The sequence below is a fragment of the uncultured Algoriphagus sp. genome (genome assembly GCF_963974365.1).
Lineage (GTDB): Bacteria > Bacteroidota > Bacteroidia > Cytophagales > Cyclobacteriaceae > Algoriphagus.
In genome coordinates this window covers 87,093-110,648 of the sequence record NZ_CAXBBX010000014.1, presented here as the reverse complement: position 1 = coordinate 110,648, position 23,556 = coordinate 87,093, and the positions used below count along the sequence as shown (strand labels likewise).

At 38.3% G+C, this 23,556-nt stretch carries 17 protein-coding genes; all 17 read right to left on the bottom strand.

From position 1 onward, the window contains the following. Positions 1 to 57: 57 nt before the first annotated feature. The 17 genes from AACZ87_RS18550 to AACZ87_RS18470 all read right to left on the bottom strand — a co-directional run bounded on the left by AACZ87_RS18550 (position 58) and on the right by AACZ87_RS18470 (position 23,304). Positions 58 to 1,770 carry an ATP-dependent helicase gene (locus tag AACZ87_RS18550; protein ID WP_339869379.1) on the bottom strand — a complete coding sequence of 571 codons (1,713 nt, stop codon included), beginning with the start codon at positions 1,768 to 1,770 and terminating at the stop codon, positions 58 to 60. Next, positions 1,761 to 3,821: an AAA family ATPase gene (locus tag AACZ87_RS18545; protein ID WP_339869378.1), complete on the bottom strand. Its 2,061-nt coding sequence runs from the start codon at positions 3,819 to 3,821 to the stop codon at positions 1,761 to 1,763. The genes AACZ87_RS18550 and AACZ87_RS18545 overlap by 10 nt, the downstream gene beginning before the upstream one ends. A gap of 647 nt (positions 3,822 to 4,468) precedes the next feature. Then, positions 4,469 to 6,220: a hypothetical protein gene (locus tag AACZ87_RS18540; protein ID WP_339869377.1), complete on the bottom strand. Its 1,752-nt coding sequence runs from the start codon at positions 6,218 to 6,220 to the stop codon at positions 4,469 to 4,471. 105 nt (positions 6,221 to 6,325) lie between these two features. Further along, positions 6,326 to 7,204 (bottom strand): hypothetical protein, encoded by an 879-nt coding sequence (locus AACZ87_RS18535; RefSeq protein ID WP_339869375.1) that lies wholly within the window; start codon positions 7,202 to 7,204, stop codon positions 6,326 to 6,328. Positions 7,205 to 7,352: 148 nt separating this feature from the next. Further along, a complete protein-coding gene (locus AACZ87_RS18530; RefSeq protein WP_339869373.1) occupies positions 7,353 to 8,846 on the bottom strand; it encodes an ATP-binding protein in 1,494 nt (497 codons plus the stop codon). Between the two features lie 555 nt (positions 8,847 to 9,401). Beyond that, on the bottom strand, positions 9,402 to 9,926 hold the full coding sequence (locus AACZ87_RS18525) for a hypothetical protein (protein WP_339869372.1): 525 nt from the start codon (positions 9,924 to 9,926) through the stop codon (positions 9,402 to 9,404). 90 nt (positions 9,927 to 10,016) lie between these two features. Continuing rightward, complete coding sequence (locus AACZ87_RS18520; protein WP_339869371.1) at positions 10,017 to 10,532, bottom strand: hypothetical protein; 516 nt, start codon at positions 10,530 to 10,532, stop codon at positions 10,017 to 10,019. 18 nt (positions 10,533 to 10,550) lie between these two features. Continuing rightward, complete coding sequence (locus tag AACZ87_RS18515; protein ID WP_339869369.1) at positions 10,551 to 11,396, bottom strand: DUF2971 domain-containing protein; 846 nt, start codon at positions 11,394 to 11,396, stop codon at positions 10,551 to 10,553. A 5-nt stretch (positions 11,397 to 11,401) separates the two neighbouring features. After that, on the bottom strand, positions 11,402 to 12,916 hold the full coding sequence (locus AACZ87_RS18510; protein ID WP_339869367.1) for a class I SAM-dependent DNA methyltransferase: 1,515 nt from the start codon (positions 12,914 to 12,916) through the stop codon (positions 11,402 to 11,404). A gap of 10 nt (positions 12,917 to 12,926) precedes the next feature. Continuing rightward, positions 12,927 to 13,991 carry a hypothetical protein gene (locus AACZ87_RS18505; RefSeq protein WP_339869366.1) on the bottom strand — a complete coding sequence of 355 codons (1,065 nt, stop codon included), beginning with the start codon at positions 13,989 to 13,991 and terminating at the stop codon, positions 12,927 to 12,929. A 3-nt stretch (positions 13,992 to 13,994) separates the two neighbouring features. Next, entirely contained in the window at positions 13,995 to 15,278 is a 1,284-nt protein-coding gene (locus AACZ87_RS18500; protein ID WP_339869365.1) for a restriction endonuclease subunit S, read from the bottom strand. Then, positions 15,275 to 16,057 carry a hypothetical protein gene (locus tag AACZ87_RS18495; protein WP_339869364.1) on the bottom strand — a complete coding sequence of 261 codons (783 nt, stop codon included), beginning with the start codon at positions 16,055 to 16,057 and terminating at the stop codon, positions 15,275 to 15,277. The genes AACZ87_RS18500 and AACZ87_RS18495 overlap by 4 nt, the downstream gene beginning before the upstream one ends. Positions 16,058 to 16,059: 2 nt before the next feature. Then, positions 16,060 to 16,902 carry a hypothetical protein gene (locus AACZ87_RS18490; RefSeq protein WP_339869363.1) on the bottom strand — a complete coding sequence of 281 codons (843 nt, stop codon included), beginning with the start codon at positions 16,900 to 16,902 and terminating at the stop codon, positions 16,060 to 16,062. Between the two features lie 3 nt (positions 16,903 to 16,905). Then, on the bottom strand, positions 16,906 to 17,793 hold the full coding sequence (locus AACZ87_RS18485; protein WP_339869362.1) for a DUF488 family protein: 888 nt from the start codon (positions 17,791 to 17,793) through the stop codon (positions 16,906 to 16,908). A 30-nt stretch (positions 17,794 to 17,823) separates the two neighbouring features. After that, entirely contained in the window at positions 17,824 to 20,622 is a 2,799-nt protein-coding gene (locus AACZ87_RS18480; protein ID WP_339869361.1) for a DEAD/DEAH box helicase family protein, read from the bottom strand. A gap of 310 nt (positions 20,623 to 20,932) precedes the next feature. Continuing rightward, positions 20,933 to 21,730, bottom strand: coding sequence for a hypothetical protein (locus AACZ87_RS18475; RefSeq protein ID WP_339869360.1), 798 nt, complete (start codon positions 21,728 to 21,730; stop codon positions 20,933 to 20,935). Between the two features lie 113 nt (positions 21,731 to 21,843). Further along, positions 21,844 to 23,304 (bottom strand): MBL fold metallo-hydrolase, encoded by a 1,461-nt coding sequence (locus AACZ87_RS18470; RefSeq protein WP_339869359.1) that lies wholly within the window; start codon positions 23,302 to 23,304, stop codon positions 21,844 to 21,846. Positions 23,305 to 23,556: the final 252 nt, after the last annotated feature.

Genomic DNA, 23,556 nt, shown 5'->3' with positions numbered 1-23,556 from the left:
CAGCCAAATATCCTTGCCAATTTCAATCGGTTTTATAACCTAGGTTATCCCCACATTTCAAGAATGGGTTGGTAAACGTTTTACTTGAATACCCATACTCTTGATTTTTACTTCATTTGATAATGATAGAGAGGGAGTGGAAATATATAAATGGTCCTGTGCTCTACTTAACGCGACATAATTAACCCGATGTTCCTCATTTGCCTTTAAGTTTGGAGCCAGAAGGAAAGAAAGGCCAGTATTTTCATTGAATGCATTTCCACGTCTAGATTCTAAAACAACTAGTACGCATTCGAACTCATCTCCTTTTGACTTGTGTATGGTTCTACAACTCCCAGTCTCATAAAGATTTTTTACAGATGTTGATATATGACTGTAGGGTGTAGATGTGTAAAATGTGTTTGCTGCACCACCTCGTAACGCAGGAACTGGTTTGATATTCGTTCGTATAAAATTTACGAGATCAATAAGGTTGCCAGTCGTAAAGACATCGTAATTATCGAGAAGCTTTCTTAATTTTGCTAAAGTTTCTTTTTGATCGCCTATAGTTTTATTACGGTTGAAAAGTTTGCCCAAGGTCTTTAACGCATCCTTAAAATATCCTAACCTCGCGTATTCAACAGACTTAATTGAATCGGAAACCGCCCGCCGCCTATCGCTATTTTTATCTGTCTCCTTAAGGGTTTGCAGAAGGTCTTTATGAATATTTATCCCAAGTCCTTTCTGAAGGGCGTTAGCAGTCGAATTTTCCCGACACAATGAAAATATTTCCTTGCCTATATGTTGAGTTTTAACCCACGAAATAGCTGCAAGTTTTTCTCCAATAATAATGGTAGGTCTTGTGCCAGATACCTTTCGTCGCGGCGTTTGAGTAAGGCCAGGCCTTAGGCGGTTTAGTAAATCCACAATTTCGTTAGTGCTGCGCCAATTTCCTTGAATCTCATAGTCTGCTATATTCTGCAGCGAAAAACTGTTCAACTGACCTGGAATCGCACCAAGAAATGAATATATCGACTGAATTTCATCACCAACTACACCTACTACTGTTTCTTTCGCTCCAATTAGTTTTAGTAAAGCGATTTGAATTGGGCTTGTATCCTGAAATTCATCCACGAGGAAATAAGGAAACTTCGCTCTTAATACAGTAAGAACGAATGGTTTCTTTCTTGCTAATTCGTAACTAAAAAACAAAACATCGTCATGATGCAGTAGACCTTTCGCCCAAAGCATCTTTTTATACTCAACATAACCGTCATTACTAAAATATTGAACTGGATAGGGCGGACGGATGAAGAGTTGCTCTGGATTGGATGAATCAAATTTCCATTTCAAGCTTTGCCAAGTTTCAACAATTTTTGCATCATCTCTTAATCGATGTTGGCCGGTTTTAACTTTCCAATCCTGAATAGTTTGATAACCACTTAAAATAATATCATCATGCCCGCTTAAATTAGTCGCATCTAGTTCATAATCTTTGGCGATCATATGGACATATGGTTTGACTATATGCGCATATAGGAAACTATGAATAGTGCTTATCTCTAATCTACCGCCATGGTCTCCAACCCGTTTTAGGATTGTTTCAGTAGCAACATTCGTGTAGGTGATACAGGCTATCTTACCCAAGATCTTTAGTCTTTGACTGTTGTATAGAATGTTTTTAATATGATTCACAAGGAAGCGCGTCTTTCCCGCACCTGGCCCAGCAAGCACTTTAAAGTGTTGTTCAATATTGGGCAGAATATGGTCGGAATCTATAATTATTGGCATGCAAAGGTAATTGCGTCGCTCAAATACGACGGTACGGAAAAATGTTCACAAATCGGCTTTTGAAGATTTGCTTCTAGATTAGCTGCGATTTCCAACGCATTTCCGCCTTTTGAAAGACTATTTAAATACCTCGAAGCGACTAAGGCTGTCATTTTCGTATGATCATCCCATCCTGTGCCTATACAATTGGTGAGCGAGTTTTGAATGCGGTCATTTTCATCACTGTCATGCATTGTTTCGGCTGCGACTACGTCTGAAACTGTTTCACCTTTGATTAGGTGCGTTGTCAATGTGGCCAACTCTGCCTGATTGGAAACACTATCCGTGATTAACAAATCGCAAAACGGATTATTTAGCATTAACTCATACTCTAAAGTCTTACCAAAGGCGGGGTCTTGAGAGAAAAACCGAATATTCGGATGTCTCAAGTATTGTGCAATATTGGAACTACCAGAAATATTAAACTCATACGTAGCGTCTTGGTGCAATTCAAACGGGTAACATTTTTTGTGCTTATTACCAGTTCCGGTTTTTTTTCTTGACGGGTCACGATCCGTTATACACGCAACCTTTTTGTGAATTGTATGAGGATTGTTGGAATCAAACAGTTTTAGAAAATGGTCAAAATATCGGCCACCGACATTTACAACTACGGTATGGGTATCTTCTATATTCTTTCCCGTGTAGCGGCCGAGGGTTGGAACGAGGATTTGTTCTGAAATGCCTTCTACCAAAATGATGTTTCTCGCAAAAAGCATATCGGAGCGCGTAGCATCTAGAAACCTTTGAACATAAGCTTTGGATTTGCGGCCAGCTACGTCATCGGAGAACACTTTTCCTGGATATCCGATGTTTACTTTCCCACTATTATCACCGCTCAAGCAAATAATCTGGTCGAGCGATACAGCCGCCGTAATATTAGTTGAATGGCTTGTAATGAAAATTTGTCGTGCATTTTGTGTGTCCTTCGAATGCAGGAATTTTAAAAGTTTGTATTGTAATGAAGGGTGCAGATGAGCTTCAGGTTCTTCAATAACCAAAACTGGAAATACTTTAGCATTACTTCCGAGGTATTCTCCATCAGTATCAACTTGCATTTTGGCAAGTAATAAAGACATATAAATTAAGTTATTGTAACCGAGTCCGTTATGTGTAGCTGGAATTTCTATCCCAGTTGTATGAGTGATAATTAGCTTTAAGGCTGAATACAATTCAATTTCTGATATCTGGCCGTCGAACCCTGGCTTTGCTCCGTCGAACGCTGCCCCTGTTTCGTCGGCATATTTCATGATATGGTCGCGACCCTCTTTCATCCTTGTTTGCAATTGCGAAATAAGCGCAAGGGCATCAGTCGAGAATGTCTGTTTGTGCGTAGAAATTTCAGTATTTTTAGCCGCCTTGTCTTTGGTGGTATCACTTTTAATTTGAAAGTCCATAAAGAAGTCTATAACCTCTCGCAGTAAAGAAGTCCGACCAGTCAACATATCCCGTTCTACATCACGAATCGCATGTAAAAACTGGTAGTCGAATTTGTGTAGATTCTCTGAATCAGCTTGGCTCTGAAGGACAGGGTTTCCCCCATAAATTTTATGAACGTATTTTCTTAGAAAATCATGTTTGATTTTAAGCCATGCTTTTTTTTGTTCTGTTTCACCAGCCAAAGCATCTGTGTACGCCTTATGTTCTGATTCTGGCAGGAAGAATACATAAGTTAATTGTGCTTCATAGGGTGATTCTAATTTGGTTAGCCATGGGGATACTGTTACCAAATCATCACCCATTAAGTCTTCGTTCTTACTTTCAGTGATCGAAAGGGAGACTGTGACTTTTGGGGGTTGAGCAAGAAGATCGGCCAAGGGAATATTTTTGTAAAAATCATCAATCTCAAGTTTTCGAGGTGTTTTATTATCTAGTACAAGCGAGAGCGCTCTAAGCAGGTTGGTTTTGCCTGCATTGTTGTGACCAATAATGACGTTAACTCCCTCATTAAAGTCGATTTGACTATCCTTAAAATTGCGAAACCCCTCGATATGTATGCTATTTATAAACATGAATGTAAATTGTGATAAACAAAAGTTTGAATTAAAATTAGTAACTATTAAACTATCGCAATGATGTAACCAGTGGAATTTACCTTCTCTGCTTCCCAGCTAAAGGCCAAAATCTTCAACAGGAAGATTTCATGAGCCCTGTCCTACCCTAATATCCTTACCAATTTGTAATTGGCTGTTCTATCTCACCCCATCCTTCTCCTTTAGGAGAAGGCGATTGTTTAAAATTATCATCCAAGATACCAGAGTCAATAGGTGTTTGATGGGTTCCGGATTTAAGCGCGGATGGGTGCTATAAAAGTTGGCTGTTCTACCTCATCCCTTCCTTCTCCGTTAGGAGAAGGCGATCGGCTCTGCTCCAGATGGAGATTAAGGATAAGAAGTAGGTTGATCGTTCCCGAATCGCTTCGCATCTCGGGATCTTCGATTTCAATAACTAAAAGGCTTTACGCAAGAAAAGGAATAAAATGATAGGAAAACATACCATGTATAGGGTATTTTTCAGGAAAATGAGAGGAAACGTGAGGGAATTGAGGTGTTTTTCGGTGCGTCTGCGGAATTATCGGCATCCTATTGTGCCTTTTTAAAGACATAAATTGATAGTGAATAACAAATAATAAACAGCTAATACTCCCACATTTTGAAATCTAAGATTTCCCACCATATTTTCTAAATGCTGAGATAGTTTGAAAAATGCCAATACCTATAAGTATTCTAGAGAAGAGAACTATACCACTTACTTTATAGTCGTTCTCATTGAGTCCCGAAATTATTAACGAGGGGAAAGACGAGAGATATTTTACAAATTCTGGTAACCCAGCCTTGAATCCTTTAATGATTTCGCCTGTTGTGGCATTAAAATTCCATACAAAAAATGGCGTTTCCACTTGTGCTACAAGCAATGAAAAGGTAATAAATGTACAAGTCAAAGTAAATACAATCCCTCTTACCCAACTAACACCATGGTTGTTGGATAGCCAATTAAAAGTTAATAATACCTTATCCCATCCGAATCTAAGTTCTTTCCAGTGGTAGTGCATCTCCAACGACTTATAATGGAGTGAGTAATAGCGATTTCCAGCCTTCTCCATGGATTGTTTTAATTGTCTATAACTATCTCTGAAATAAACGTTGCTACTAATTTTGCTATCAAGTGAGATCTCGGCGCCTACTCCAATTTTGGGATTCTTTGTTCTTATTTGAATTCTTCGTGGAGGAATACAGTTAGTGAGAGCTAAATTAGAAATTTCACTTTTTGAAATTACCAACTCATTAAACTTCATGAAATTCGTGTTTTCAAACTCGATATTTCCCATGGTAGCATCATGAATAACCAAAACGTTAAAACTTTCATTTAGCTTTAAACCTTTGAAATGAACTTTTTGATTATTGATAAAATCTGTTATCCAAATCCAATTAGTAGAGATGTTATTAAAAACAATATTACCAAAATTACTACCATGCATATTAATAGTATTAATATCTATATTCTCTACAAGAAAATTCCCATAAAACAACCCTGAAAAATTAATATCTAATTTCCCCTCAGTAGCCAAATCATCTAATTTATGAGCACACAAGCTTGACCCACTGAAAACAGACATCCCTAAATCAAAAACTAAATTTGACAAATTCAAAGTTTCCAGATTATTTCTATAATCAATAGAAACACTGTATCCAGATCTAACTTGATCCATACTAATTTCTCTTGATCGAAATTTTTTTCTAAAAACAAATTGTTCATTGAACTCTACTTTTTGGATATAAATATTCTCTTCAATTTCACCTTTGTGAAAATCAACTCTTCCAAAAAATTTAGAAGATGTTATAAATATTTCCCTGCCTTTGTAAAAACCTTTGTCATCAACATCTGCAAAACAAAAGCTCTCCTCAAAGGTTGATTTTCCTATACTTAAAGTCTCTATATTAACCTGAATCAACTTTATAGCCTTGTCAGTTATTAACTTCCGAAACTCTAATTTTTCAATTTGTATACTATTTAGAAATTTAACCTCTCCATAATGAACTCCAACATTTCTTAATGAATTGCTAAAAGTCAGCTTCTTAATACTTCCTCCAGAAAAATGTAAACCAGGTAATATACAATTGTTTAATATAACTTCATTTTCAAAATCGCAATCAATGATCTCAGGAGTTCGACGAAAGGTAGTATCAATAAAATAAACATAGTCCTTAAAAATGCATTTTTCGAAACGAATTTTCCTACTAACACTAAATGTGTTAAATCTCAAGCCTTTTTCAAAAACACAATTTTTAAAAGTTAAATCTTTTCCAATACCTCGGGATGAAAAAGAAGCTGGTTCAAATAATTTCTTATTTGATATATCACCTCCTGCATTTATAATCCTTGAAAATTCATCAAAATTAATAATATCCATATCAGTATTTTTTTCACTTAAGAGTGATCGACTTTAAAAAGGGTAGGATTTGATTCCAAAACTACATTTACTTTTAATAACTTTTGGTTCAAATTCCTTTCTGAGTTAGGAATCCTGAGATTGGGAAAGAAATCCATTTGAATCAAATTGAAAAACAAATTGACCTGCTTTGAGCGTGGTTTCATCAATGGCGACATATCTGCCTTTATTGACAGTTTTGAAATCATCTATTTTTATCCTTTCACCAGCAAGTAGATTATAGTGCGCTGCCAACAGATTGAAAAAATTGATATTACCGTTGAGCTTTTCATGAAGGTATATAAACTCATTTTGTATAGCCTGAGGAATCCCTCTTAATGCTTCACACTGTAAATTGACTTCTTCCATGGCTTCTATTTCATTTCTATGGTATTGCATTGCCTCGGATAGCATGCCTTCAAACATGGTGTTATTGATACCTTTCAACCATTTGGATGCAGAGTTTGACCAATCAGACGAAGTAAAGCTTTTTAATAATCCATTTTCAAACTTAAGGTACAGCCCAAATTTCGGAGCTTGATAAAGATCATCCCCTTCCCGCTTAAGTAAAAGCACTGAGTTTAAAAAGTCAAATGTGAATGATTCCCTCTCAATACCTTCAGATAAAGCATCCTCAACTGTGTGACTGGAATACTCGTATTCCCAATCAATACCTTTTATCTCCTTAATCAAGCTTCTGAAATCCACTCTCGTTGCTTTATTCTTTGCCAAAGTAAAAACCGGTTCTTGAGTAAAAATCTTAAACCCAATGATCTCAATCACTGGTGAATCAAAAGTGAAAATCGTATGAACCTGACTTGTATCAAATCCTAAATATTCTATTATAGCATTAATAGATCCATTCCCAGGACTTTCCTCCAGGTCGACTATAACCCCATTATCCACCTTATAAATGCCTGTTTTACCTTGTCCTGCAGGTTTTTTCCCAAATAACCAGTTTAACATGTTAGTATATTTAGTTTCCTAAAAGTTGTATCTAATAATTGAAAGCAATTTTTACCAATACTTTTTCCGCGACATCGCGACATCTATATTGTCGCGATAAGCTTTTGAAATCATTCTTATTTAACAATTTGCGACAGACAAAACTTAATTATGTCGCGATCATTTCATAATAGGTGCCTCTGCCTGATCCTTTGCGCACTATCAACTCTAGATCTGTCATATGGGTCAGATGTCTTTCTGCTTTCTTTTTATCGAAGGCAAAATAATCCTCATATTCTTTTCTAGTAATCCTCTCCTTGACTCTTATGAAATCATATCCTTTTAATTCATCTGAGTTCAATTGATTCAATTGTGCACTCCCGGAAATGGACTTTAAGGCTTCACCACTTCTAGGGAAGGTGAAAACCATATAGGGTTCTTCATATGAAACCAAGGGAAGTGGTAAACCAAACTTAACAGGTAAATCTTTAATCGTCTGAAAGCCTAACCCTCTCTGCTCGACCAATTTCATTTGATCGAAGACATACATGATTTTAGGATTTCTACTTAGGGAGGGGGCATTAAAGGCTTTAATTTGCTCAATTTTCAAAGGACGAACTGGCTCTCCCGGGCTTTTAATAATGATAGCCTCGTCATTAATCTCAAAATAGATAGGTGCTCCATGCAGATCATAATCCCGGTGAACAATTGCATTAATAATCGCTTCGCGAAAAACAACCAACGGATAATCATAGATTGTTTGACGCTCAGCTCTTGATCTATCTATTTGGCTGCCGATATGAGTTTCGTACCAGTTCTGTATTCTATCGGCTTGCGATATAAGCGAACCTTCTACTGTTTCTATTTCCTCTCTTCTACCCTCTGTTTTATAAGTAGCCCTAATCAATGCATTAGGATACACTAACTGAGGACGCTCACCAAATAGCAATAAACCTAGACCAGTAGGAAGATATTTTCCTTCTACCAACTCGAGTAAACCCAACTGGGTAAATACCCGGTGAAAGTTGGTGGAATCTATTTCTACATCAAGTTTTGCTTTATTGATAAAAGAGATTAATTGTTTTTCAGACAAATCATCTAAATGAGATTTGGTCTCCACTTTTTCCTTTTCAGATAGAACAACAGGTTCCTTTTCTGACTTTGCCTGCTTTGCTCTTTCCTCTGCTTCCTGAATAAATTGTTTATTTGCTTTTCTTATTTCTTCCTGCAAGTCAGCATCAAACATTTCTACCTCAACACCATTGTCAATTAAATACTTTATACCTTTTCGATCTACTGAAGGGTCAGGGTCTTCAATGCCTATCCAAACTTTTTTGATTCTTGCATTCACGATTCTTTCTGCACAGCCTAATTTAGGATGCTTTCGAGCACCAGGAGCACAGGGTTCAAGTGTAGCGAATAGAAGAGAATCATCTAAGGAAACAGCACGGTTTTTTCGCTCCAACAATGTAAATTCAGCATGGTCTCCATGTCGCAATTCACCTCGAAAGGCGGATTCAATCTCTCCGTTGGTTTTAATCAGTAACGCACCTACTTTTGGACTAACCTTATCATTCCTAGGTTCTTGTATGGATTTATTCATGACTTCTATAGCCATTTCCATATATTTTCTAGAATTGAAATCTTCTTTCTGCTTAGCCATTACCTGTATATTATTTACATTCAAGGATGAAAATGTAACAGTTCCCTATCGATGATATCTCGATTTTGGTCGAGAACTTAACTTAAAGTTGGTTCCCGGATTTAAGCCCGGATGAGTGTGATAAAAGTTGGCTGCTCTACCTCACCCCCCGCCCTCTCCTGAAGAGAGAGGGTGATCGGCTCTGCTCCAAATGGTGCTAAGAATAAGAAGTAGGTTGGTTGTTCCCGAATCGCTTCGCTTCTCGGGATCTTAGATTTCAAAAACTAAAATGCTGTATGCAAGAAAAGCAATAAAATGATACCAGCACATACCCTGTACAGGGTATTTTTTTTGGGGAAATGGGAGGAAATGTGAGGTAAATGCGGTGTTTTTTGGTTGGCCCACAGAATTATTTGCATCCATCTGTGCCATTTTACAAATTAAAATAGAAAGTGGGTCACAGGATCCTATTTCAGATTTTTGGTGCGGGTTATTGGATTGGCTCTATTTCCTATTTGTGAAGTAGTGATAAGCTGTGCTACTCATGCAACGAACGCTTAGTTGTTGGGGGGGTGTCTAAATGCGGTGAGCCGGATGCATGAAAAGGTTCTCACTACCCTTATAAACTAATGCTTGCAGATACTTATTCCCAAATATGTCTTCAAATTCAAAAATTATTGAGTTTCCAGAATACACCTCAATTTCAAGAAACACTTCCGAGAAAGTGAAGTGCATCTCGAAAGGAAACGAATATCCCTTCGGCAGAATAACATCCTCAATGTAGTTCGGTATCACGATTTTGTCAACATCAGGGAAGTTATGTGTGATTTTCAGATTCTGAATCGAATTTTCAATAATCCGTACAATGAAGGTCACTTTTCGATTTTGTCCATCCTTCGAATATTGCAAATTTTCGAAATCAAAAGCTGGACGAAAGCTATCGAGATATCGCTGACGGTCCAACTGAGTTATGACTTGTTGTTCTTTAAGTGTCTTGCGTTGCAGAATTAGGGTCCAAACCAATCCAATTGCAGCAACTACTGCACCAATCGCCTGAATCCAATCAGGAATTGAGGCATCGATCAAAAAGAGAACTGTCATAAGTAATAATTGTATTTACAGGTTTGAGTGCATTCATTTGAGGCTACATAACCTAAGAAAAACGGTTCAGATAGCGAAGTTTAATTATTCTTAACAGGTTTTTACAAGAATTTTAATATGTTCAATATTACTTTTATGGACATAAACCGGAATGCAATCTTCGCCCAGATGGAAAGCTAAAATAGCTCTATGTCTTCCATCCGAAACCTTGAAGTTTATTTTTCCATTATTTATATCTATTCCCAATTCAGGGGGATCAACTGGAAGACCTCCTTCCCATCTATCCAAAGTCGTCACAAATCTCATATCACTTGCCATATCACCACTAAATAGTATTTTTGGGTTTAACTCTCCAAAATCAACCTCTTCTATAAGACCTATGGTACTGACTTGGATATGTGCATAGCTACCATTTGGTTCAAGTCTATTCATCATGTTTTGATCCATAAATTTACCAGTAGCCCAAACTGGATTAATATTCTGAATCCCTTCTACTCCAAGTCCTTTAAATTTTTCATACTGTTTTTCCTGATGTTTTTCACGTTCCTTTTGTTCTTTACTTTCATTTTCAAAATCTTTATCAAAAAGATCAAAGTCCTCAGTCATTTTATATCAATTTACTTTTCATACTTCTCTAAATGGGATTTCCGAAGCTTTAACCTCAATATTTTTAAATCTCAAATCACTTTTTAAGAATTCTTTGACTCCTAATTTATGTAAGTCTCTATTTAGAGGATGTGTAGTTACACTAGTTATACAACCTGAAATTTCAAGCGTAATATAGCTAACAAAAACCCCTGAAGCAGAGGGTTTAAATTCAACTCTTTGTCCTTCTTTTGGCCCTTGATATTCCGAGATTACCAACCTAACCTCTTCCTCTCTAGCATAAGCTGGATGTTTAAATTTGATTTTAAGTTGATCTAATTCCTCATTAAATCGCGCCTCAATACCTAGAGTTTGATTTAAAATATAACCCTCCCTGTTCTTAGTATTTCCACTGTCATACTCTTCCATTAATTGTGAATAAATCTCAGCATTACCCTTATGCTGTGACATCAAATCCATTAAAAGCTTAAAATGATTCGCTTTATCATAATCAAGTTCAATTAGACAAACAGACAAGTCCTTAGTATTATTCTTATCTATAATTTTTTGTAGATCTACTTCGAAGTTATACCCATTACCTTTAGAGTAATAATTCCACATAGATAATGAATCGCTGTTCTTACTGAACGAAGCAATGAATTTATCAGTAGGATTTAATACTGCTGTGTCATATGATTTGTTATAAAGAGTTTTATAGATAAATTCAAATTCTTGCCCCTCTGAGTCAAATAATTCCTGAAGTAGTTTATCGAAATAGAATTCCTCCGAAGGATCATTCATAAACCTCAAATTAGAACACTGCAGTTTCTGAGTTTCTAAAATTTTAAACAAGGCTTGTCCTGATGTATAATGAAATGCTTTCATATAAATTACTTTTCCAACACCCCCACAATACCTCTAAACCCTTCCAAAGCAGCCTCTACATCCTCTAGGATCTCCAATGCCAATACATCAGGATCGGGAAGGTTTTCTAGGTCTGCCAGGCTCTTGTCCTTAAGCCAGAAGATATCCAGGTTGGTTTTGTCTCTGGCGATGATCTCTTGATAGATGAATTTCCTCCAGCGTCCATCAGGAGTAGCATCTGTGTAGGTTTCTTTCCGCTTGTGACGGTTGGATGGATTGTATAGTGTGATAAATTCCCGCAAGTCCTCCAACTGCATGGTTCCCTTCTTCAGGGTGTGGTGGATATTGGTTCTGTAATCGTATATCCACACTTCCTTGGTCCAAGCCTCTTTGGACGCAGGTTTATTATCAAAGAACAGCACATTTGCTTTCACTCCGTTGGCATAGAAGATGCCCGTAGGAAGTCGAAGAATGGTATGCAGCTCGGTTGTTTTCAGCAGTTCCTTACGGACCGTTTCTCCCGCTCCTCCTTCAAATAATACATTGTCAGGCAGTACCACCGCCGCCTCTCCATTGATCTTCAGCAATGAACGGATGTGCTGGAGGAAGTTCAGTTGCTTGTTGGAAGTGGAAGCCCAGAAATCCTGCCTGTTGTAGCTAAGATCCTGTTTCTCCTGTTCACCTTCCTCGTTGGTGATGGTCATACTGCTCTTCTTCCCAAAGGGAGGATTTGCAAGCACGTAGTCCACCCTGATTCCTTCGTCAGCGATCAATGCATCGTTAGGAGAGATAAAGGTGTCTCCGTCGATCTCGCCGATGTTATGCAAGAACATATTCATCAGGCAGAGCCTTCGTGTACCGGCTACAATCTCATTTCCCGAAAAGGTGCTGTTTTTAAGAAAATGCTTTTGATCCCGGTCTAGGGAATTGTGCTTGATGATGTAATCATAGGCAGCAAGGAAAAATCCTCCTGTCCCGCAACTTGGGTCATGGATTTTCTTACCAGGCTGTGGAGCCAGACACTCCACCATGGCTTGGATTAACGCCCTTGGCGTGAAATACTGACCTGCACCGGATTTGGTATCAGAAGCGTTTTTCTCCAACAGTCCTTCGTAAATATCCCCTTTTATATCTGCCCCCACCATGGTCCATTGCTCCTTGCCGATCATATCGATCACACGGAGCAGCTTTGCAGGATCCTGGATTTTGTTTTGAGACTTGGTAAAGATTTGACCAAGAATTCCTTTCTCCGTTGCCAGCGAGCGAAGCATTTGGGAATAATAGGCTTCGAGTTCTGCCCCTCTTTTCTTGGAAAGGGTTTCCCAATCGCAATACTCCCCATCTTCGATTTCCTTTCCTTCCGTATCCTTGATCCGCGGAAAGTCAATGCTTTTGGAATAGGGAGGCTTGGACATTTCGTCCGCCATCTTGAGGAAAAGCAGGTAGGTAATCTGCTCAAGGTAATCCCCATAGCCTACTCCATCATCACGGAGCACATTGGCAAAATTCCAGACTTTTGATATTAATGCTGATTCTGTCATTTCTTAATTATTAATAGATTAAAAACCTATTTTTGAGATCTTTCTCACTTTTTTGGTAAGCCCAATATTCAATTTTCACATTTATAGCTGACCTAATTTGATTGAGGTACGATACTTCAAATTCTTTCAATTTAACTGGGCCGACAATTACTAGTTTTTTGATACATATTGTAGAATCAAGAAATGCATATTCAAATAACTGACCTAATGCTTGCCGAAAATTCAACAATCCAGTACTACAGGTTTTTGCTTCATAAATACTAAACAATCCCCCTTCATTAATTGCAAAATCAACTAGACAGTCCCCAACAGTTGATTTTTCAGCCGACAAAAAATCGGAGCTGATTTTTAAAACATTCAAATGGTATTTATACAAATCTTGGGTTAAAGCTGAATGAGAACGAGTTATGCTCTTTGTCGACTTTTTTATATTTCGTGAATGACCGCCTTTAAAAATCACCTCTCCAGAATTGAACTTGAAAAAGGGGTTTTTAATCTCTTCCAACCCCAATTTAGATTCTTCTTCGAAGGTTAATTTAAACGGTTTAAATCTCCTGAATTTCTTCTCATTTATATCCAAATACGGACTGTGAATTAAGTCAGAGTATAGGAACGCGTTTTCCATTTTAAATCTAACATTAACCCAAAGACCATCTTTTTTAGCACTTTTATAATCAGCATTTACTTCCCTTAACTGATCGATTATAACACTTAGCTCTTTTTCAAAATGATCCTGAAAATCCTCATTCTCGTCTAGAATCTCAACCTGTTTAAGTTCCCCCACAAGGTATCGTGATTTAGTCTCCTCATTAATAGTGAATAGTATCACTTTCTCAATTATTTTATCAGCAACAGGCATATCTTCTACTCCCCTTATATATCCATACTGATAGCCATCGAAATTAAAATCCTGATTAAAAAGCCACTCCTCATGGCCAAAGCCATATTGATGTTCATAAGCATATGCAGTATCTCTTTGCTTGGTCTTTGACCAAACATGGCCCTGAGGTCTTTCCCAGTTGAATCTATTCCACGTTAAACGCATCAAACGAGCAGTGATTTCTTTCTTAGCCATATTTTACTTGTTTATTTTTCTATTCTTCTTTATCCTCTCCAACATCTTCTCCGCTGGCTCCCAGCCCGATTCTTTGCGACAGGTATCCAGTTCCGCTTCAGTAAGCAGCTTCCCCTCAAAGGCTTTTTTCAAGATACTTTGGCGAAGGGATTCTGATTTCTGCAGATTAGTCTGTATGGTTTCTGCTAATTTATCTGCTACGGAAAGCCGGGATTCTATTTCTTGGACGATTTCAAGTTGTTCCAATTGGGGACTAATCGGAATAAGATAATTTTTTAGAGACATTGAGTCTACGCTCTCTACAGTAGTTCCATCTTTAGCACAAGTTTCCCTGATATCTCTTTCTCTGGATTTGCAAAACCAATAAACAAAAACAGGATCTAAATCTAAATTAGGTGTGAATGCTTGCAAATCTTGGTTTACTGTAAGATTGAACTTGGAAATTGCAATTGGCAAAGTTCTTCTGAGTATCCCACTTCTAACAACAAATAAGATGGAACCACTTTTAATCCATTTTGCAGAAGAATTATCAATTGCCTCTTTGGTGATCTTATCAATGGTGTCAGAAATTATTTTCTCCTTCATGTCTTTTGGAGACACCCACAATACTGATCCATTTTGCCAGAAAGAATGATTTGCCTTTGATGGTGTACCTCCTCCTTTCCAAGATCCGCAATCCTTGAATTTTTTCCATTCCCAATCTTTTCCATTTGAGTATCCCCCCTCAAAAGCCTTTTTCAGCACAGCTTGGCGGTAGATTTCGAGTTTGGATTGGGCGGATTTGAGATTGGCTATGGCATGATCCAAGTCACTAAACAGTTCCTCAATCCGGGCGACAATGGCTCGCTGCTCAGGGAGGGATGGAAGGGGAAAAGGATAAGAATTAATATATGAAGTCGAAACTCTTGGCAAATTGACCCCACTCGTATTCTCTGACATGTGGTTTACAAATTTCCTAGAAAGCATGTAGAGGTGAGCAAACTTTGAAAAGACCAGATCAGTTGGATGAAATACAAGTATATCTGTTGAACAAACACCAGATTCTTTTGCTAAATACACCTTGTTTAAATAGGGACGAAGTTTTCCGTAAAGGATTTGACCCGACTCAAACTTGTTTTTTAAAGTAGTTATCTTTTCTATCCTGTTTGAATCAGTGAGGGTCCCTATCTCTTTAGCAATATGTTCTAACCCTACATAAAAATGCTCCTGTTCTCCATCTGGCTTATATCTTTCTTTAGATTGAACTAAGACATTTCCGAGTTCAACTTCAATCCAGTCCTTTTTCATTTCGCCATTTTAGGTAATTCGTGATACTTCTTATCCCCATGTCGGTAAATAAAGACTTTATCGAAAGGAGATTCTACTATTGGCAATTCACTTCGATTAAAATCAAAATCCATGGTCAAATTAAACGGACTGGTTACCATGACTAGCCAAATTTGAAAATAGTCAATCTGATAATTTCTAGGTTTCCCATTTTTCCTTTTAAGCGTATCAAAAAAAGTAGAGCCATTCTCCAATGTAGGAGCCCAATGAAAAGCCATTGCCCCGAAAGCTGAATGAGACATTTTTGAGTATAATCCTATGTTTACTGACTTAACAATTTCTGGGAGTACGTATTCTCTAGACCAGGAATCGGGATTCTGAATATCCACATAGGTCTCTTCATCTGGAATATTTTCAAGTACAAATTGGGCTATTTGATTTGCCAGTTCTGTTTTATTGACTTTTTGAAGAGATTGAGGGTTTGGTATTATTCTTCCAACACCATAATCAGAGCGAAAAGAAACAGTAACATGGACTTTATAATCTGACATTTTCTGAAATATTTCATTAGCCTTATTCAGCACATCATCTGCCAGACGGTCTTCCGCTACAGGATCAATACTATTAGTATCTAACTTCTTAAATAGACGGGTATGTTCAATTCCAATCATCCCCAGATTGGTTTGGGCACAGAAATCGGGTTCAGGAGGACTTTGTCGATCTGATTTATAAACTTCCAATCCTTCAACCAGCGTAAGAAATTCATCAATATGTATTTTTTCAATTGGGGAATCTGACATAATTACCCAAACAAAGGTGTAGCTTCTGGCTTAGGGGGAAGCATAGGATAAAATACCCCAATAATTACAAATGGATTATTGGCTCTCCGCATATGCCATTCTTTGGTAGTACCCAGGAAAAAGAAAAGATCCTTGTTTTCCAAAAAGTTCTTTTCGTACTGTTCCCGTACTTTTTCCAAAGCGATATCCTGATCTCCTTGCGCACCTTTAAGACATTTCCAGTACAGCTGCCCAATCTCCCAATCCTCAATCATAAGCCTGGAAACCCTACTTTCATCATCTTCAAATTCATACTTGAATTTCCAGGGAACCTTCGGGAATACTTCTTTAGCCTCTTCTTTGGGCTCATTAAACATGTCCATCTGATCTTGCAGAGCTTTCCAGACAGGTTTCCAATCGGCATCATCCTTCTGAATGATCAAGCGATTGATCTTTGTAGGTTTAAAAGTAGCCAAAGAGACGTTCTGAGGATCTTTGGAGTCTTCGATAAGCTTGTTCAAATTGGTATATACATTTTGAAGACAGATGGATTTCCTAGCTTGCCAGTTGTTTTTGGTGTCTATCGTATCACCTATGGCAATGTCTTTAAATTCATAATCCTGAGGAGAGTAACTCTCAGGACGGAAATCATCTGTTCGCTTTACCAGATCCAATTCTATCCAGGTGTATTTTCTAGTTTTAACTTTCCCTGTAGATTTCAGCCCATTGAGATAACTTAAAGGCATAGGGTAAATCCTTATCCAAGTGCCGTCTTCCCTCATTCCTGCGGTACAGACCAATTCGTCATAACTTCTTGAAGGCAAAGGATAGGTAGTGACGGTCAAAAGAATTTTCTCTCTGGGCATAGCTTACAGGTGTATTAGTTCATAATCAAAGGCAGGAAGTTCACAGATAGCCTCAGCCAAATGCTTGCGGTGACACTGACATATATTAGCTTCAAAGCAGGTAATTGCCACTCGTTCATGGGTTCGGATCAGCTCCAGTATTTCTTCTTGTTGGGATATCGTCTGGGGTAAGACTGTCTTTTTGTAGTCCTCAAAAAGCACATCGTAATCTTTCTGGGTATTCAGTTCTTTTCTTTTATCAGCCACTATTCCCACTTCAGGAATATGGATAAACCGTATCCCCACCCCATCACAAGCCATCTGCAATTGGGATTTGTTAAACCCGTACTTCATACTGAAGGAATTCTTTCGCACATCACAGAGCACCTTCACATCAGCATCCAAGAGCTTGTTTATGTATTCTTCCAGACTAAGACCTTCATATCCGATGGTAAAGAGGGCTTTTTTGGAAGATTTTGGTTTTTTGGCTTTTACTATTGCCTTTTCCTCTGTATTCAGATGTCGCTCTGCCACCGTACTGTTAATGGCATAATAGGGGAAATTGACATACGTATAGCGTATCAATTCTCCGGAAGTCTTTCCCTCAAATTTCGTTTTCAGTTTGGTCACTGCCATTCTATCCTCTGGCTTCAGATTTCCCCAATAGGCAGTCTGATCCAGCTTCTTCCAGGTCTTCTCACTTTCGGCTACTTGCTCATACTTCTTCATCGTGGAGAGATCAGCATTTGCCTGAAAAGAAAAGCACCCGAACTTGTAAGGCACAAAATGAAAGCTTTTTTCCTGCTGGTAGGTAGTAAAAAGCATCAGCAACTTTTGCAACTGAAGTTTTTCCAGCTCGCCCCCAAAGGCCTCCAAAATCGCCAATACTATTTTCCTTCTGTAATACATCATAATTTTTGCAAAGGTAGCCCTTACTTCTTCTTATGCTGAAAGCTCCTTATTTAATTCCTCTAGTAAGGCGACTGTATCTGTCCCAAACATTTTCCACATAGTTCCTCTTCCGCCCTGACCATCAAAAGGTGTGTAATCCAGATCCTCCACGTCTATATGGAAACTAGAAGCGATATGGCCTTTGATCATCCGAAGCCATGCCAGCTGCTCTTCGGTGAACTTGTTATGCTGTCCGGCATTCTGCTGAAAAATCCACTTCCGGAAATTCTCCTGAACTGTAGCATCATAGGGAGTCAGTTGCCCGTCTATACCAGCAACTTTCCTAATCAGCGATACCAAAGCAACCAATTCGCTCTTGGGAGAGTTTTCCTTTACCTGATCTAGTTGCTTATAAGCTTCCCAGATGTAATTGGGTGCAAGTTGAGGCCTATCCAGCTTGATTAGTTCCAGCAGGTCTTTGACCATTTTCAAGGTCAGTTCCCTTCTCCTATAAGGCTGATCATAGAAAATCTCCAAAGCGATGATTTCCTCTTTATGCGTTTGGATGTATTCTGTAAAATCCTGAATAACCTGCTCTGCTTTCTCTGTGGTGAAGGTATCCCATTCGGCTTTGGTCACCTTGTCCAAGTTGACCCCATCAATCACCTGATCATGCGCTTTACGGACTTTCTCAACATACTCTGTTAGTTCCCCTGTGAAGACTTGGGCTGCAGTTGTTCTCAACCGATCTACTTCAAGCTCGATGGTCTTCGAAATTTCATCAGGAGCCTCGCCTAACTTCTCTTGTGCTACCTTGGATTCAATGCCTTCGATCACATCCGGGTTGTAGGCATTGAGCAAATCTTTGATGACAGTCTGCATGCTTTTTCCCTGAGCCAGTTCAGCGAATCTGTCTTTTTCCGTAGGATTCAGTTCTTTTTCCAGACGTAACAATCGGTTGGCAAGGGAAAGGAACAAATCCTCATCCTGTGCTCCCATTTTTACAGCTCCCAATAAGTCCTTTAGTAGAATGGTAGGCTTACGCTCCAGAGGACGGCTATCTGTTTTCTTCGACTTGATCGCCCCGATGGCATCGACTATGACAAAATGTGTTTTGGTATGTTTGGCGGTTCGGGTTACTTTCTGCAAATCATCAAAGTTGATTGTACGTGTTCCCCTACCTTTCATTTGCTCAAAGTAATTGCTGCTTTTCACATCACGCATAAAGAGCAAAACTTCCAAAGGCTTGACATCTGTCCCTGTGGCGATCATATCCACGGTGACTGCAATCCGTGGAGCCCAGGAATTGCGGAAGCGGGTAAGAACAGACTTGGGATCTTCTTCGATCTTATAGGTGATCTTTTTACAGAAATCATTGCCTTCATTGAATTCCTCCCGTACGATCTGAATAATGTCATCCGCATGGCTGTCTGTCTTGGCAAAGATCAAGGTCTTTGGCACTTCAAATTCCCCATCTTCATCGAATCTATCCGGGAAGATATTTGGCAAAGCTTCTTTAAATGCACGGATGATGGTTCTGATCTGGCTGGGGTTCACCACCTCTTTATCCAGCTTGTTTGGTGTATAGGCCAAATCATCGTCCAGCTGCTCCCAGCGCTTGCGCCGGGTCAGCTTCTCCCGCTTATCTACAAACTCTTTCGCCTTGATAATCGAGCCGGCTTTGGTGATCTCTGTTTCTATAGTAAACACATCGTAAGGCACATTCACTCCGTCTGCGACAGATTCCTCATAGGTGTACTCAGAGACTACATTTTGATTAAAAAACGCAAAGGTTCGCTTGTCGGGTGTGGCAGTAAGCCCTACCAAAAAGGCGTCGTAATAATCCAACACCTGTTTCCATAGATTGTATATGGATCGATGACATTCATCGATGATGATAAAGTCAAACTGCTCGATCGGATTTTTCTGGGTGTAGGCTACTGGCAAAGGATCCTTCTTCTGCCAGTTCCACCCTGATTCATTTGGATTAACTTCTTCAGCTGATTCTTCCAGTTCCTTGCCTTGCAAGATTGAATACAAACGCTGAATAGTGGAAATACAAACCTGACTGTCGGATGCGATATAGCTTGAAGTCAAGCGCTGCACATTATACAATTCAGTGAATTTCCTATTATCATCCGTAGGCTGATACTTGAGAAATTCCTGTTCAGCCTGCTCACCCAGATTCTTGGTATCCACCAAAAACAGAATCCTTTTTGCTTTGGCAAATTTCAGTAACCGATAGACGAAAGTACAGGCAGTAAATGTTTTGCCCGCACCTGTAGCCATTTGGATCAGTGCTTTCGGTCTGTTGTCTTTAAAAGACTTTTCCAGATTTCTAATGGCAGCTTTCTGGGCTGGTCTCAAGCCAGATTCATCCAAAGGAGGAAAATCCGCCAATTTTGCCCGTAAGGTTCGAGACTGGCTTCTCCATTCAGCCAAAGATTCCGGCTTATGGAAATGAAAGACGGGACGTGATCGGGGCTTTGGGTCGTTATAATCTATAAAACGTGTAATTGCCCCTGTGCTTTCGTACACAAAAGGCAAATTATCATGTTTCAGGTACTTCAGTTTGCTGTTGGCATACTCCTTAGACTGATCCTCCACCACTGTCAATCGCTCTCCTTCCTCGTCACGCTTTGCCTCAATGACTCCAACCGGTTTACGGTCCACAAACAACACATAATCGGCAGGCCCGGATGACGTCTGGTATTCTCGGATAGCAATTCCCTTACCCGCAGAAAGATTGACCTCGTTTTTAGACTGAACCAGCCATCCGGCATGCTGCAACTGTGCATCAATCAGATCTCTGGCAAGCTGCTCGGGGTTTTGGTTGGGAATTACTGTCATTTAAAAAAAATCCTTGCTGTTTGGTGATTCAAATTAGAAATTTAATCTGAAAAATCTAGTAGTCACGTAGTGTAGTTCAGTTTGATTCATAGAGTGAGTAATTCTAAGTTTCCATATACCCAAAAGTTTGATGACAGATCATTTTGGCTTCACAACCATAAAACACCTCTTCTGATCTTGTATTCGGGCTAAGTTTTTAAAATTCTTCTTAGCCATTCTTTAAAAGCGAAAAATCAACTAACATAGGCCAGTTTAAAGAGTCTGACACAATCGGAAACAACCGATTTTCCAAATGCCAATTCAGACAAAATTAAAATGTAAATAAGGAGTACCCTATTGAGGCCCCCAACCAAGGTCTTCCTTGGAAGTCCCACTTTGAACTATTTTCTCCCAATCCAAAATCCAATCCTCCTAGAACACCAAAACTAAAGTTTTGATAAGCAAACATGTATCCAAAACCTGAGGAGAATACTGCTGTCTTAATTTTCACCTCATTTTCATTATCATCCTCATAGGAAAATTCAAGTTTATCTGTGCCTAAAAACATTCCAAAGGTCGATTTTGTGTCGTATTGTTTATTCCCGATTTTAGTACGATGGACGAATTTTGTTTTCCCCAATGTATAGCCCAAAAGTGCTCCTAGGTTAGCCCCAGTTGAAAACTCTGTTTTACCTTTTCCAAACCTTACTTTCAGGGGAATTGTCAGCGCATTAAAAGACCATTGCTTAAACTTAATCTTAACTGACTGCCTGTTTTCTAATTTATAATAGTAAATACTATTGCGATCAATATAACCGCTGCCTGTATTTACTAACCAAGGATTAATAAAAAGGTAATTAACACTATCTTTTTCACCAAACGCTACATTTGACAATAATCCCTTTCCATTTTTAGCAATTTTCAACACCGCTGGGTCAATTGTCCCTTTGACTTTATTCAAAGTCAAAGTAGATCCATTTGATTTTGAATCCAATTTATCATTTTTATAAAACTTCTCTCCATATTCTACTTTATCCTTCACATAATATCTTTTTTTATAAGAATCCTGAGCATATGAGAAATTATAAAACAATGTAAATAGCAGAAATAAAATAAATATTTTTTTCATAGAAGTTATATTAATAAAATTGCACATATATCGAAGTCTGCATAAGAAAAAAACTTTAAAGCCCCCTATTTGAAAAACACTTCGAAAACTAACTAAGTTTTATTCTTTAAAATTTAAACAAATCTTGAATTAAAGATTTTTATATCCCAATCATTATTTTTCTCGCTCAGGGTTGCACAGAGTATTTTATTTCCATCTGTTCGAACATTCACTAAGCCATAAATTATCCCACCTACAATTTTTTTATCCCAGAAGGACTTCGTTTTTGTAGATGGTCTCAAATCTCCTGCATTTGTTTCTTTATATGTGACATCGATCTGGGTATTCTCATCTAATACATCTCCCGTTTCTTTTATTTTCAAGCTTTGAATTTTCCCGATTTTATAACTTCGTGAAATTTCTGTTGAATAAACTAAAGGGGTAATGATTTTATCTTTGGATATCACTTTATGCCCGGTTATGCCAGAAGCCGCAACAATTGAGGGTCTAGGATGAGAATGCCCTTCTGCATCACCTGAGGAGATAATTGTTGCACCTGCTGATAAATGAGATAAAAATTCAAAGGAACAATCATCACTTCCATGATGGCAGGATTTTGTAATATCACAGGCAAATTCTGACATATTATCTTCATAAAAAGACATTAATCTGTGTTGACTTTCTGAATTCAAATCTCCAGTAAGTAAAATCCGTACTGAATTATATTCTAACCTCAAAGTAATGCTATGTCCATTTGTGTTCTGAGAATTACTACCTAAAGATTCATAGGCCGGTTTATCATTATATTCAGATTCTATTGGCGACAATACTTTAATTCTAAAGTTTTCAGATTCAAACTGTTCCAAAAATCCTGTTCTACTTGATATTCTTTCAGTTGGAATTTGTTTGTCTATAAGACACTTGATAAAGGATGCCCATTCACCTTGTAATTTATACCCATCCCTTCCACTATGATAAAGTTGGGAAATCTCAGCCAGGTCTTCAGAGAGCAACGTGATTTTATCATCCTCTATTGGACCTAAGCTCCTTGAACCATCTTTCTTAAACCATCCAACTCCTGCATGATAAAATTTGGTAATATTTACATTTGAAGTTTCTATGTTAAGCTCATCCTGTTCGGAGGGATTAATCAAATCCCATAACCCTCCGTAATGATCGGCATCATTATGAGATGAAATCATGGCGTCTAATTCAATTGAATTCATTCCATAGTCCTTAAAGAACTTCCAATCGACGAAATCTGCTGCATTTTTCCCACTTTGTTGTGCCGCTCGTTTGTACCCCCCATCTATCATAATATGCTTTCCTTCGGGAGTCTTTATCAATATTCCATCTCCTTGTCCTACATCAATAAAATAAAGTTCCAATAACGACTCATCGCATAAATGATCCCAATTAACAAAACCATTCCTCCCCCTTGCTCTGACCTTAATCAATGGGTTAGGGTTAGTTGGATCATAGGATTTGATGGTAACCTTGTCTCCCCAAAGTAGATGGGTAGCTACCTTTTCCCCATCACTATTTAAGTAAAGTGGCGTTTTATCCTTGCTCACATATTTGACTGAAGTTGCCATAATTTTCTTTTTAAAAAGTTTCCGACGTTATGTTTTGAACTATGTATGAAGAATTTCCCCATTTGATTTAAGTTATATTAAGCTTACTTCTGAGTTCACACTGCACTCCAATTGACTACCCTGAGCTAATTAAAAATTGGAAAAGCATTTCCATTTATGTGATTTATCTGATTTTAATACTAATTATTTCTTGCTCCAAATTTTGATAACCTGTAACCATCCTGGTTTATATCTGTATTTGCCTCAATTCTA